The following is a 12,923-nucleotide window of genomic DNA, read 5'->3' on the forward strand; positions in this document are numbered from 1 at the left end:
TCCCGCGACGGCAGGCAGTCGCCGTACCAGCTGGACTTGAGCGCGCCGCCCCGCCCGAAGACGTCGATCAGCGGCAGGTCGGGGACCTTCATGTCCGGGGGTCGGTACGCCGACCAGCACGAGCACGCCGGCGAGGTCGCGGGCGTAGAACGCCTGCTTCCACGTCTCGGGGCGGCCGACGGCCTCGACGACGACGTCGGCGCCGTCGGCGCCGGGGAACGTCTCGGCGCAGATCCGCCGGATCTCCTCGACCGGGTCGGTCGCGGAGGAGTCGACGGTGTGGGTGGCTCCCATCCGGCGGGCGACGTCGAGCTTCTTGGCGTCGATGTCGACCGCGATGATCGGGCTGGCGCCGGCCAGCCGCGAGCCGGCGACCGCCGCGACGCCGACCCCGCCACAGCCGATGACGGCCACGCTCCTGCCGCGGGTCACCGCACCGGTGTTGATCGCGGCCCCGATGCCGGCCATCACACCGCAGCCGAGGAGGCCGACCGCGGCCGGCCGGGCCGACGGGTCGACCTTGGTGCACTGGCCGGCGGCGACCAGCGTCTTCTCGGCGAAGGCCCCGATGCCGAGCGCGGCGGTCAGCTCGGTGCCGTCCTCCAGCGTCATCCGCTGGTTGGCGTTGTGGGTGTCGAAGCAATAGTGCAGGTCGCCGCGCTTGCAGGCCCGGCACTCGCCGCAGACCGCGCGCCAGTTGAGGACGACGAAGTCGCCGGGTGCGACGCCGGTGACGTCGGGGCCGACCGCCTCCACCACCCCGGCCGCCTCGTGGCCGAGGAGGAACGGGAAGTCGTCGTTGATGCCGCCCTCGCGGTAGTGCAGGTCGGTGTGGCACACCCCGCAGGCCTGGACCGCCACCACCGCCTCCCCCGGTCCGGGGTCCGGGACGTTGATGGTGACCAGCTCCACCGGGGCTCCCTTGGCACGGGCGACCACGGCCTTGACCTGCTGCATCGAATCTCCTCCTGGAGGGTCTCTGGGGACGGTCTCCAAGCCCATCCCAGCGGGGTTGGCGGACGGTTGGTCGAATCGGTCGGGGGGCGGGGCGGGTGAATCCACAGGAGTACCCACCCCGGTTGCAACCAATCTCCGACGGTTCGCGTCCTCCTCGCGACAGAGTTCCACCAGGGCACGCCCGACGAACGGACGGAGACCAGGATGACGGGGAAGACCACACCCCGAGGGGAGGTCGGCGGATGAGCCGGAAGGACCGCGACGCACAGCGGGACACCGAGTTCACCGAGTACCTCGCGGCCCGGCAGCCCAGCCTGCTGCGGACGGCGTACCTCCTGACCGGTGACCGGCACCAGGCCGAGGACGTCCTCCAGACGTCGCTCGCCAAGCTCTACCTGGCGTGGGACAAGGTGCACGACCGCGGTGCGGTGGACGCCTACGTCCGCCGGATCATGGTCAACGAGAACAACTCGCTGTGGCGGCGGGCGTGGAAGAAGCGCGAGTACGCCACCGAGCTCGTCCCCGAGGGCGACCCGCACCACGATGCCTACGACGACGGCACCAACGACGAGCTGTGGAGAGTGGTGCAGACCCTCCCGCCGAAGGCGCGCTCGGTCGTGGTGCTCCGCTACTACGAGCAGATGTCGGAGGCCGAGGTCGCCGACGCGCTCGGCATCTCGACCGGAACCGTCAAGTCCCAGTGCAGCCGGGCACTCGCCGCTCTCCGTGAGCGCGTCCCGGCCGAGCTCCACCCCCGCTACGGCGAGGAGACCCGATGAACACCCACCACCCCGACAACCGTGCCTGGGAGGCAGCGATGAGCCGCGACTTCGACGCGCGCGTCCGTGACCTCCACGAGGCACCGCTGGACCTGACCGTCGTCAAGGGCAGGGCCCGCCGGATCCGCCGCAACCGCCGCGCGGCCGTCGCCGGGGGCGTCCTCGGCGTCGCTGCCGTGGTCACCCCGATCGGCGTGCTCGCCGGCGGCGGCGACACCGACAGCCGGCAGCCCGACTTCGCGCCCGAGCCCACGGAGCAGGTCAGCGGACCCGACTACGTCATCGACCGCGTGTGGCACCAGGCCGACGGCGACGTCGTGGCACTGCCCGACCGCGACTACACCAACATGGTGCTGTGGGACGACCAGCTGGTGGCCACGGCCTACAGCGGCGAGGTGTTCTCCACGGCCGACGTGATCTCCGGCGAGGGCGAGGTCGTCGACTCGTTCGAGACGACGTGGTCGCCGGTCGTCGACGAGGCCGGCGCGACGCTCGCCTGGGTGGGCGTCGACGGCTCGGTGACCGTCGCCTGGGACGGCGGCGAGGCGGTGCTCGGCACCGTCGACCTCGGCGCCGCCGGCGAGGGCATCGCCTGGGAGGCGACGGCCGTCACCGGCGGTCCGGACTGCGACGCGGCCGACAGCGCGTGCACCGTCTACGTCGACAACAACTCCGGCGGCCGGCCGCTCGCGTTCCGTGCCGACGGCACCTCCGACAACCCGGTGCCTGGCGCCCTCTCCTACAAGGACGCCACCGAGGACGGGCGCGTGACGGTGATGGACGAGATCACCGACTTCGAGACCTGCAGCGGCGTCTACGACCTCGCGGCCGGCGACCACGTGTGGCGGGGCTGCGAGTTCCAGGCCTGGCAGGTCTCCCCCGACGGCGACCACGTCGCCGGGCTGCCCAGCTACTTCGACGGGCTCGGACCGACGTCGATCTCCGTGCTCGACGCCGCGACCGGCGAGGAGACCGGGCGCTGGGCGGCCGACGGGGCGTTCGTGGCCGACTGGGCCTGGACGGCCGACGGCCGCCTCGCGTTCACGGCGTACGACGGAGCCCGCTGGCACCTCTACGCGATGGCGCCCGACGGGGAGGTCGAGGAGCTCGCGCCGGCGTTGAGCGGCAACGAGATGGACAGCCCCTTCCGGCTGATCCACCGGTGACCGGCTGACGTCATGCGGGGCGGGCCACGGGTGGCCCGCCCCGCATGACGTCACGGTGCCTCACGAGGCGAGCTCGGCCGCCCACGGCAGGTCGGCGCCGGCCCGCGAGCAGGTGAGGGCGGCGGCCGCGGCGGCGTAGTCGCCCAGCTCCGCCAACCCGGCCGCCCCCAGGCCGGCGGGATCGGGCCAGTCGCGCCGGGCGAGCCACGCGACCGTCGCCGCCATGAACGAGTCGCCGGCGCCGATCGTGTCCACCACGTCGGTGGGCGGGGCCGGCACGTGGGCCCGCGCCGACGGGGTGGCCGCGTGCGCTCCTCGGCTGCCGGCCGTCACGACGACCAGCCGCCCGCCCGCCGCGAGCCGGCTCGCGACCTCCGCGGGCGACACTCCCGGCAGCAGCACCGACGCGTCCTCGTCGCTCATCTTCACCACCGACGCGTGCGGCAGGATCGCGGCCAGCGCCGCCCGCCAGGCGTCCGCGTCCGGCTCGACGGCGAGCCGCACGTTCGGGTCGAAGCTCACGGGGAGCCCCCGCTCCCCTCGCGGCGGCGGCCAGCCCGACCACCCGGTCCGCGCCCGGCCGGACGACGGTGGCCACCGACCCGACGTGCACCGCGTCGTACGCCGCGACGTCCGGCAGGTCGGCCGGGTCCCAGGTCACGTCGAACTCGTAGGACGCGCTGCCGTCACCGGCGAGGGTGGCGACGGCGGTCGAGGTCCGCACCGGCGTCGGCGGCAGCGCCGCGAGGACGACGTCCGACCGCTCCAGGTGACCGACCACCTGCTTCCCGTGCTGGTCGTGGCCGACCTGGGCGGCGAAGGTGGTCGGGACGCCGAGCCGGCCCAGCCCGACGGCGACGTTGAGCGGCGACCCGCCGACGTGGGCGACCTGCGGCCGGTCCGGCGCCACGACGACGTCGACGAGGGCCTCGCCGACCACCAGGACCCGCTGGCGGTCGGGCGTTCCCATGGGACCGGAGCCTAGTCCGCGCCCGGCCGCCGGGGCGACGGTCGGCGCGGGGGCCGGACGGTCGGCTACCGTCCGGCCTCATGGTCGAGACGATCGAGGTCGCCGCACCTGACGGCACCGCCGAGGCCTACCTCGCCGGGTCCGGCCCTGGCGTCCTGCTCCACATGGACGCGATCGGGCTGCGCCCGAGGATCGCCGCGATGGTCGAGGAGATCGCCTCCTGGGGCTACACCGTGCTCGCCCCCAACGTCTTCTACCGCGACGGGACCGCCACCGAGCTGGCGCCGACGGCCGACCTGCGGGTCGCCGAGAACCAGGCCGCGTTCCTCCGCGGCGCGATGGCCCGGGTCGCCCGGCTGACCCCCGACCGGGCCGAGCGCGACGCGGCGGCGTGGGTCGCGGCCCTCACCGAGCACGCGACGGAGGGGCCGATCGGGACGACCGGCTACTGCATGGGCGCCCGGTTGGCGCTGCGCACGGCCGGGTGGCACGCCGACCGGGTCGCGGCCGTCGCCGGCTTCCACGGCGGCCGGCTGGTCACGGAGGAACCGGACAGCCCGCACCTGGCGATCGCGACCTCCCGGGCGTCGTACGTGCTCCTGCACGCCGACCGCGACCGCAGCCTGACCCGCCGGCACGTCGCGGTCCTGGAGGCCGCGCTCGCCGAGGCCGGCCGCCCCCCACGTCAACGAGATCGTCCCGGGCGCCCCGCACGGCTACACGATGAGCGACACCTCGTCGTGGGACGAGGGCGCCGCGCAGCGGGCGTCCCGCGAGCTGCGCGCGCTGCTGGACCGCGAGCTGCGCTGACGGCGCACCCGCAGCGCACCGCTCAGCGCGCCTCCTCCAGGTAGCCCAGCATCCGGTCGAACAGGGCCGACGCCCGGGCCAGGTCGGGCGATGCGCGGGGCGGGTCGCCGACCGGCTCGACCAGGTCGGCGGGGCGCCAGCCCGGCGCGTACTCGTCCGCCAACGCGCCGGCGGCGCGGGCGGCGTCCCGGACGACGAGCGGTTCCACCGACCAGACCACCTCGAACCGTCGGTGGGCCTCGGCCCCGCCGCTCTGCCCCGGACGCTCCACGGCCAGGAGACAGGCGGGCAGGTCGCTCGCGTCGCAGACGATGAGCCACTCCCGGTTGAGCGCCGCCTCGTCCGGGAGGACCGCCTCGACCAGGGCCGACCCTGCCCGCTGCGCCGGCTGGTGCGCACCGAACGCGACGGCGACCCGCGCCGTGCGCGCGAGCTCGACCCACCGCGCGTGCGCGGCCCGGAGGTGCTGCGGCTGCTGGAAGCCGCCGAAGAGCACCGGGCGCGCCGCCCGGGCGCAGCACTCGTCCTCGATCGCGTGGCTCAGGGCGACCATCGTCGGCTTCGACAACACCCGCGGCACCAGCTGCTGGTGGCGACGGCGCACCTCGGCGAAGACCGACCGCGTGGGGAACGGCTCCGGGCCCGCCGCCCGCACCGCGGCCCGGAGCGGCACCCCTCGCGGCGGCGGCGCACCACCTCGAGCACGGCGTCCACGTCGGCCTCGGAGTAGCGGCGGTGCCCACCGCCCTGGCGGGCCGGCGCCGGAAACCCGTAGCGGTTCTCCCAGCTACGCAGCGTCGCAGTGGGTACCCCGGTACGGAGAGACAGCTCACCGATCGTCAGTGCGCTGCGGGACGGGGAGGCCATGCGGACATCTCCTCACCTTGCCTAGACTCAACTTGTGCAGTGTGCATAGGTTAGTCCCACGTGCGGCACGAGGTGGGAGGACCCATGACCGTAGGCACCGACGAAGCCCTTCGCCGGCTGCTCGACGACGGCCGGGCTTCCGCGCAGGCGGTCGGCGCCGACCAGGCGCGGCTCTGGGACGCCCTGTGCAGCGCCACCGAGGGCGGCAAGCGGTTCCGGCCCGTCCTGGTCACCACCACGCACGCCGCGCTCGGTGGCACCCGGGCCGAGGCGGCTGCGCTGGTGGGTGCGGCGGTGGAGCTGCTGCACACCGCGTTCGTGGTCCACGACGACGTCATCGACGGTGACGACGTCCGGCGGGGGGCGGCTCAACGTCAGCGGCACCTTCCGCGCCGAGGCCGCGGCCGCCGGCGCCACGACCGAGCAGGCCGGCGCGTTCGGCGCCGCTGCCGGGATCCTCGCCGGCGACCTCGCCCTGGCGGCAGCGGTCCGGGCGGTCGCCACCTGCGGCGCCCCGGTCGCCACGGTGCACCGGCTGCTGGACCTGCTCGACCTCGCCCTCCACACCAGCGCGGCCGGCGAGCTGGCCGACGTACGCCTGGCCCTCTCGAGCGCCGCGCCGTCCTTGCAGGCGAGCCTGGCCATGGAAGCCCAGAAGACCAGCGCCTACTCCTTCGTGCTCCCCCTGCAGGCGGGCGCCGTGCTCGCCGAGGCCGACGATTTCACGGTCGAGCGCCTCGGCGACGCCGGCCGGGCGCTCGGTGCCGCCTTCCAGCTCACTGACGACCTGCTCGGGGTCTTCGGCGACCCGGCGATCACCGGCAAGAGCGCGACCAGCGACCTGCGGGCCGGCAAGCAGACCCCGCTGCTGGTCCACGCCCGCTCGACCCCCGGAGTGGGAGCAGATCGCCCCCCGTCTCCGGGCGCGAGCTCGACGACGCGGAGCTCCAGGAGGTACGCCGACTGCTCACCGCGGCCGGCTCCCGAGACTTCGTGGAGCAGCTCGCCGACCGGCAGCTAGCCGCTGCGCGGGCCACTCTCGACGACCTCGGCATCGCTGTCCCCGTCCTTGCCGACCTCTCCCTCACCTCGATCCCGACCCAGAGCCCGGAGGTCGCAGCATGACCCTCTTCGTCCGCAGCACTCCCCCGCGCAACCTCTACGACTGCGTGTCCGAGGGCAGCGCGGCCATCGTGATCCAGAAGTACTCGAGCTCGTTCGGCCTCGCCTCCCGCCTGCTGGGCGAGCCGGTGCGCACGCACGTGCGCAACATCTACGCCCTGGTGCGCGTCGCCGACGAGGTGGCCGACAACCCCGACCCCGCGTTCGGCGCGGAGCCGCGGGCCACCCTGCTCAGCTGGCTGCACGAGGACGTCCGGCACGCGCTGCGGACGGGCTACAGCGCCAACCTGGTGGTGCACGCCTTCGCCCGGACGGCCGCGGAGGTGGGCGTCGACGACCGCCTGGTCGCCCCGTTCTTCGCGTCCATGCGGATGGACCTCGACACCACCAGCCACACGCCCGAGTCGTTCGCGCGGTACGTCTACGGCTCGGCCGAGGTGGTCGGCCTGATGTGCCTGCGTGCCTTCCTCGCCGCGCCCGACGGCCCCGCCGACCGGGCAGCCGCCTACGAGGCGCTCGCCCCCGGCGCCCGCCGGCTCGGCGCGGCGTTCCAGAAGGTCAACTTCCTGCGCGACCTGGCCGACGACCACGACGTGCTGCGCCGCGACTACTTCCCCGGCCTGGTCGCCGACCGGTTCTGCGACGCCGACCGCGACCGGATCCTCGACGACGTCGACGAGGACCTCGCCGCGGCGGACGCCGTCATCCCCGACCTGCCTCCGAGCAGCCGCCGCGCCGTGCGCGCCGCTCACGCGACCTTCGCCGAGCTCACCTGCCGGTTGCGGCGCACGTCGGCGGCCGAGATCCGCCGTACCCGGGTCCGGGTGCCGACGCCGGTCAAGCTGCGCCTGGCGGCCGGGGCCATCTACGGGGGCCGTTCGTGACCCTCGACCTGCCTGCGGTGGTGCCCGGTCCCGACGCGGTGGCAGCGCCGGGCCCGCGCCGGGTCGTCGTGGTAGGCGGCGGCGTCTCGGGCCTGGCCACCGCGGCGCTGCTCGCCTCCCGTGGGGACAGCGTCGACCTCCTCGAGCGGAACGACGCGCTGGGAGGCCGGGTCGGGAGTGTCGAGCGCGACGGCTTCCGCTTCGACACCGGCGCCTCGTGGTACCTGATGCCGGAGGTCTTCGAGCGCTTCTTCTCGCTGCTCGGCACCTCGGTGTCCGCCGAGCTCGACCTCACCGTCCTCGACCCCAGCTACCGCGTCTTCTTCGAGGGCGAGGCCGACCCGGTCGACCTGCGGCCCGACCGCGCCCACAACCGCGCCCTCTTCGAGGCCCTGGAGCCCGGCGCCGCGGCGCGCTTCGACGCCTCACCTGCGGTCGGCGGACGAGACCTACGACCTGGCGCTGCGCCGGTTCCTCTACACCAACTTCGACTCGCCCGCGGCCTTCCTCCACGCCGACGTCGTACGCCGTGCCCCCCGGATGGGCCGCCTGCTCACCCGCTCCCTGGAGCGGCACGTCGCCGCCTCGTTCTCCGACCGCCGGATCCGCCAGGTGCTCGGCTACCCGGCGGTCTTCCTCGGCTCCTCCCCGAGCCGCACGCCCAGCATCTACCACCTGATGAGCCGGCTCGACCTCGGCGACCGGGTGCTCTACCCCCAGGGCGGCTTCACCCGGCTGGTCCAGGTGCTGGCCGACCTCGCCACCCGCCACGGCGTCCGTGTGCACACCGGCGCCGAGGCGACCGCGATCGCCACCCGTCCGCGGGCCGGCCGGCGACGCGCGAGCGTCACCGGCGTCGACTACACGGTCGCGGGCCGGCCGCGGAGCCTGCCGGCCGACGTCGTGGTCGGGGCCGCCGACCTGCACCACCTCGAGACCGCACTGCTCCCCCGCGAGCTGCAGACCCACCCGGAGCGCTCCTGGCGGCGCCGCTCACCCGGACCCGGCGCGGTGCTGGCCATGCTCGGCGTGGAGGGGCGACTGCCCCAGCTCGCCCACCACACCCTCTTCTTCACCGCCGACTGGGCCCAGAACTTCGGCGACATCTTCGGGCCGGCGGCCAGGATCCCCGACCCCGCCTCGATCTACGTCTGCAAGCCGTCGGCGTCCGACGCGACCGTGGCACCGGACGGCTGCGAGAACCTCTTCGTCCTGGTGCCCGTGCCCGCCGACGTCACCATCGGGCGCGGCGGCGACGACGGAGCGGGGTCGCCCCTGGTCGAGCGGACGGCGGACGCGGCCATCGACCAGGTGGCGGCCTGGGCGGGCGTGCCCGACCTCCGCGCGCGCATCCGGGTCCGGCACACCGTCGGTCCCGAGGACTTCGCGCGCGAGCACCACTCCTGGCGCGGCGGCGCGCTCGGCCTCGAGCACAACCTGCGCCAGAGCGCGTTCTTCCGGCCCCGCAACGTCTCCCGCAAGGTCGACGGGCTCCTCTACGCCGGCGCGAGCACGGTGCCCGGCGTCGGCCTGCCGATGTGCCTGATCAGCGCCGAGCTGGTCCTCTCCCCGCCTGGCCCGCCACCGGGCGACAGCGCAGGTGCGCCGATGAGCCTCCCGCACTGGTCCTACGTCGCGATGCTCGCCTTCTGCCTGGCCGGCACGCTGCCTCTCGTCCCCGCGTTCCGGCTGCGCGTGCTCGACCAGCCGCGCCGGCTGCTGCTGACCATCGCGCTGGCCGGGACGCCGTTCCTGGTGTGGGACCTGTTCGCCACGCACGCCGGGCACTGGTGGTTCGACGCCGACCAGACGCTCCCGTGGCGGGTGGCCGGGCTGCCGTTGGAGGAGATCGGCTTCTTCGTCGTGATCCCGCTGGTCGCCGTGCTGACCTTCGAGGGCGTCAGGACGGTCCGCGGGCGCCGGGAGACGCCATGACCTACACCGCCCTCGCCGTGACCGGCGTCGTGGTCGCGGTCGTCGTGGACCGCTGGGTGGCGCGGACCCGGCTCACCGGCACCGCGGACTGGTGGTCGGCGTACGCGATCATCGTCTTCTTCCAGCTGCTCACCAACGGCTGGCTCACCGGCCGCGAGATCGTGCGCTACGACGGCGACCGGATCATCGGCAGCGGCGAGCCGACCCCTCGTCGGCGACGGCCGGCTCGTCTACGCGCCGGTGGAGGACCTGGCGTTCGGCTTCGGGCTGGTGCTGCTCTCCTGCGTCGCGTGGACCTGGCTCGGCCGCCGGTCCGGCGAGGAGCGGGTGTGAGCCTCACCGACCGGCTGCAGCGCCTGCAACCGACCGACATCGGCGTGCCCGGCCCCACCCCGCTCGACATGGCCCGCGCCTTCCGCTCGGTGCGGCGGGACCCGCTGACGTTCCTCGGGCGGGTCGCGGAGGAGTACGGCGACCGGGTCGCCTTCCCGGTGCCGGGCACCCCGGCCCTGCTCCTCAACGACCCGGACGACGTGCGGCACGTGCTACAGATCTCGGCGCGCGGCTGGAGCAAGCGGACGGTGCAGTACGCCGCGCTGGCCCGGGTGACCGGACCGGGCCTGCTCGCCGCCGCGGAGCCGAGCTGGATCGAGCACCGTCGCGCTGCCGCTCCGGCCTTCCACCACGAGCGCCTGGCCGCCGTCAGCGACCAGGTGCGCGCCGCGGCCGACGACGTCCTCGCGACGCTGCCGAGCCGCGACGGTGCGGTCGTCGACGTCGCCGCGGCGATGCACCGGATCGGGCTCGACGCGGTCGGCCGGGCGCTGTTCTCCGCCGACCTCAGCGCCGACGCCCACGACCTGCTGCGGGCGACGAGCGAGGCGGCCGAGCTGGTGGTCCGGCTCGGCCGGGCGATCCTGCCGACGGCGGCGTGGACGCCGACCCGGACGAACCTGCGGCTGCGCCGGGCGCGGCGGCGCCTCGACGCGATCACCGCCGACCTGGTGGCGCGGCGCCGCGGCACCGGCGGTCCCGGCACACGGGGCACACCGCGGGGCGGCCACCACGGCGACGACCTGCTCGGGCTCCTCCTCGACACCGGGTTGACCGACCAGGAGATCCGCGACGAGCTGGTCACGATGGTGATCGCCGGGCACGAGACGGTGGCCGCGTCGCTGACCTGGACGCTGATGCTGCTGGCCGAGCACCCCGAGAGCCAGGACCGCGCCCGCGCCGAGCTGACGGCGCGGGCGTCGCCGGTCTCGCTGCTCGACCACCGCGACGGGCTCCCGTGGACCCGCGCCGTGATCGACGAGGCACTGCGGCTGTGCCCACCGGCGTGGGTCGTCTCCCGGCGAGCCGACGCCGCGGACGTCATCGGCGACCTCGCGGTGCCCGCCGGCACCCTCGCCATCGTGAGCCCCTGGCTGCTGCACCGCCGGAGCACCGAGTGGCCCGACCCGGAGGAGTTCCGGCCGGAGCGGTTCCTCGACGACGGCGCGGGTCGCCGCGCCTACCTCCCGTTCGGCCAGGGACCCCGGCTGTGCATCGGCCGCGACTTCGCCCTCGGGGGAGATGGCGGTCGTCCTCGACCGCCTCCTGAGGAGCCACCGGGTCGAGCTGCCGCCGGGCTGGCGCCGGCCCCGTGCCCGGGCGGACGTGGCCGTGCACCCCGACGGCGGCATGCCGCTGCGTCTCGTCCCGCTGACGGGGCGCACGTGACCGGGGTGGTCGTCGACGCCGTGCTGGTGGTGCTGCTCGTGGCCTCCGCCGGTGCGGCGCACCTGCTGCTGCGCAACCTGCGCAGGGTGCCGGCGGGAGCGGCTGCTCCGGCCGAGCCGCCGGCCGTCTCGGTCGTCGTCCCGGCCCGCGACGAGGAGGATGCCCTCCCCGCCCTGCTCACCTCGCTGCGCCACCTCACCGTGCCGGTGGCCGAGGTGGTGGTCGTCGACGACGAGTCGCACGACGACACGGCCGCGGTCGCCCGGGCCGGCGGCGCCACGGTGCTCTCCCCGGCGCCCCGCCGCCCGGGTGGACGGGCAAGGCGTGGGCCTGCGACCGAGGCGTGCGGGCCAGCTCCGGCGAGGTCCTCGTCTTCCTCGACGCCGACACCACCTTCACCAGGCCGGACGCCCTGGCCGGGCTCCTCCAGCTGCACGACCGGCACGGCGGGCTGGTCTCCGTGCAACCCTTCCACCGGGTCGAGCGCCCGCACGAGCAGCTCTCCGCGTACTTCAACGTGGTGTCCCTGATGGCGAGCGCGGCCTTCACCGGCCGCCGGGAGCCGCCGGCGATGGCCTTCGGCCCCTGCCTGGTGACCAGCCGGGAGGACTACCGCCGCGCCGGCGGCCATGCCGCCGTACGCAGCGAGATCCTCGACGACGTCTCGCTCGCCGGCGCCTACCGCCGGGCCGGCCTGGACGTGCGCTGCGTGGCCGGGGGCGACGCGGTGGCGATGCGCAGCTATCCCGCCGGCCTGCGCCAGCTGGTCGCGGGCTGGACGAAGAACATCGCCTCCGGCGCCGCAGCCGCCTCCCCGGCCGCGACCGCCGGCGCCGTCGCCTGGGTCTGCGCCCAGCACGCCGTCGCGGTCGGCGCGCTCCTCGCGCTCGTGGAGGCGGCGACCGGCTGGGGCGCGCTGGCCGCCGGACGGCCGCTGCTGTGGGCCGTGGCCTGGGTGGCGGTGGCCGTGCAGCTGCGCCTGCTCCTGCGCCGGGTCGGCTCGTTCCGCTGGTGGACCTGGGCGATCTTCCCGGTCCCCCTCCTCGCCTTCGACCTCGTCTTCGCCCGCTCGGCGCTGCTGACCGCCGTACGCCGCTCCGTACGCTGGCGAGGACGCGAGGTGGACCTGCACCGACGCGGTCCTGGGCAGGAGGTGACCTGATGCTGCGGCTGCTGATGCCCGAGGCCGTCACCGTCGCCGTCGACATCGTCGCGTGGGGGGTGCTTCCACGCCGGCACGGGGTACGCCGCCCACCGCTTGAGTGACGAGCGGCTCAGCCGGGACGGGTGGCTCCTGCGGATCCGGCCGTTCGAGGCGCGGGGACGTTGGTACCGGCGGTGGCTGCGGATCCACAGGTGGAAGGACCGGCTCCCCGAGGCGGGTGCCCTCTTCGCGGGCGGCATGAGCAAGCGGCAGCTGCCGGCGCTCGACGTCGCCGGTCTCGAGCTCTTCGTCCGCGAGACCCGGCGCGCGGAGCTGGCGCACTGGTGGGCGCTGTGGTGCGGCCCGGTCTTCGTGATCTGGAACCCGCCGCTGGCCGCGGCGTTGCTGATCGGGTACGGCGTGGTGGTCAACCTGCCGTTCATCCTCATCCAGCGCTACAACCGCGCGCGGACCCAGGGCCTGATCGAGCGGATGACCCAGCGGACCGGCGGCGCATGAGCAGCGAGGCGGCGGCCCGCGCCGGGGACCGGGTCGGGGAAGCCGGGA

General features: G+C 75.0%; 11 protein-coding genes and 3 pseudogenes. 11 read left to right on the top strand and 3 right to left on the bottom strand.

Features of this window, described 5'->3' with window-relative positions:
• Nucleotides 1–150 precede the first annotated feature (150 nt).
• Nucleotides 151–1,002, bottom strand: a pseudogene (locus MF408_RS03820) (alcohol dehydrogenase catalytic domain-containing protein); the annotation flags it as partial.
• A 197-nt stretch (nucleotides 1,003–1,199) separates the two neighbouring features.
• Between MF408_RS03820 and MF408_RS03825 the strand changes: the two are divergent.
• Together MF408_RS03825 and MF408_RS03830 are read left to right on the top strand one after the other, a co-directional pair.
• On the top strand, nucleotides 1,200–1,736 hold the full coding sequence (locus tag MF408_RS03825; RefSeq protein WP_240250327.1) for a SigE family RNA polymerase sigma factor: 537 nt from the start codon (nucleotides 1,200–1,202) through the stop codon (nucleotides 1,734–1,736).
• A complete protein-coding gene (locus MF408_RS03830; protein ID WP_240250328.1) occupies nucleotides 1,733–2,902 on the top strand; it encodes a hypothetical protein in 1,170 nt (389 codons plus the stop codon). The genes MF408_RS03825 and MF408_RS03830 overlap by 4 nt, the downstream gene beginning before the upstream one ends.
• Nucleotides 2,903–2,962: 60 nt before the next feature.
• Here MF408_RS03830 and MF408_RS24895 read toward each other — a convergent pair whose 3' ends face one another.
• A complete protein-coding gene (locus MF408_RS24895) occupies nucleotides 2,963–3,424 on the bottom strand; it encodes a PfkB family carbohydrate kinase (protein ID WP_275693336.1) in 462 nt (153 codons plus the stop codon).
• Nucleotides 3,425–3,671: 247 nt separating this feature from the next.
• Here MF408_RS24895 and MF408_RS24900 point away from each other — a divergent pair, with 247 nt between their 5' ends.
• Entirely contained in the window at nucleotides 3,672–3,887 is a 216-nt protein-coding gene (locus MF408_RS24900) for a hypothetical protein (RefSeq protein WP_275693337.1), read from the top strand.
• Between the two features lie 65 nt (nucleotides 3,888–3,952).
• Entirely contained in the window at nucleotides 3,953–4,726 is a 774-nt protein-coding gene (locus tag MF408_RS03840; protein WP_240250329.1) for a dienelactone hydrolase family protein, read from the top strand.
• On the opposite strand, the gene MF408_RS03845 is transcribed toward MF408_RS03840, so the two are convergent.
• On the bottom strand, nucleotides 4,705–5,355 hold the full coding sequence (locus MF408_RS03845) for a DICT sensory domain-containing protein (protein ID WP_240250330.1): 651 nt from the start codon (nucleotides 5,353–5,355) through the stop codon (nucleotides 4,705–4,707). The genes MF408_RS03840 and MF408_RS03845 overlap by 22 nt on opposite strands.
• Nucleotides 5,356–5,892: 537 nt before the next feature.
• Between MF408_RS03845 and MF408_RS03855 the strand changes: the two genes are divergently transcribed.
• From MF408_RS03855 to MF408_RS03880, 7 genes and pseudogenes are all read left to right on the top strand, one after another.
• The gene (locus MF408_RS03855; protein ID WP_240250331.1) at nucleotides 5,893–6,570 is read left to right on the top strand and encodes a polyprenyl synthetase family protein; all 678 of its coding nucleotides are present in this window, start codon (nucleotides 5,893–5,895) and stop codon (nucleotides 6,568–6,570) included.
• Between the two features lie 100 nt (nucleotides 6,571–6,670).
• The gene (locus tag MF408_RS03860) at nucleotides 6,671–7,555 is read left to right on the top strand and encodes a squalene/phytoene synthase family protein (protein ID WP_240250332.1); all 885 of its coding nucleotides are present in this window, start codon (nucleotides 6,671–6,673) and stop codon (nucleotides 7,553–7,555) included.
• 68 nt (nucleotides 7,556–7,623) lie between these two features.
• Nucleotides 7,624–7,926 (top strand): annotated as a pseudogene (locus tag MF408_RS03865) (FAD-dependent oxidoreductase); the annotation flags it as partial.
• Between the two features lie 58 nt (nucleotides 7,927–7,984).
• The gene (gene crtI, locus MF408_RS03870) at nucleotides 7,985–9,490 is read left to right on the top strand and encodes a phytoene desaturase family protein (RefSeq protein ID WP_275693432.1); all 1,506 of its coding nucleotides are present in this window, start codon (nucleotides 7,985–7,987) and stop codon (nucleotides 9,488–9,490) included.
• A 434-nt stretch (nucleotides 9,491–9,924) separates the two neighbouring features.
• A pseudogene (locus tag MF408_RS03875) lies at nucleotides 9,925–11,469 on the top strand (cytochrome P450); the annotation flags it as partial.
• A gap of 86 nt (nucleotides 11,470–11,555) precedes the next feature.
• Nucleotides 11,556–12,374, top strand: a complete 819-nt coding sequence (locus MF408_RS24905; RefSeq protein WP_275693338.1) for a glycosyltransferase — start codon at nucleotides 11,556–11,558, stop codon at nucleotides 12,372–12,374.
• A gap of 96 nt (nucleotides 12,375–12,470) precedes the next feature.
• Nucleotides 12,471–12,875: a hypothetical protein gene (locus MF408_RS03880; protein WP_240250333.1), complete on the top strand. Its 405-nt coding sequence runs from the start codon at nucleotides 12,471–12,473 to the stop codon at nucleotides 12,873–12,875.
• Nucleotides 12,876–12,923: the final 48 nt, after the last annotated feature.

Source organism: Nocardioides sp. TF02-7 (assembly GCF_022437945.1).
In the GTDB taxonomy this organism is placed as follows: Bacteria; Actinomycetota; Actinomycetes; order Propionibacteriales; family Nocardioidaceae; genus Nocardioides.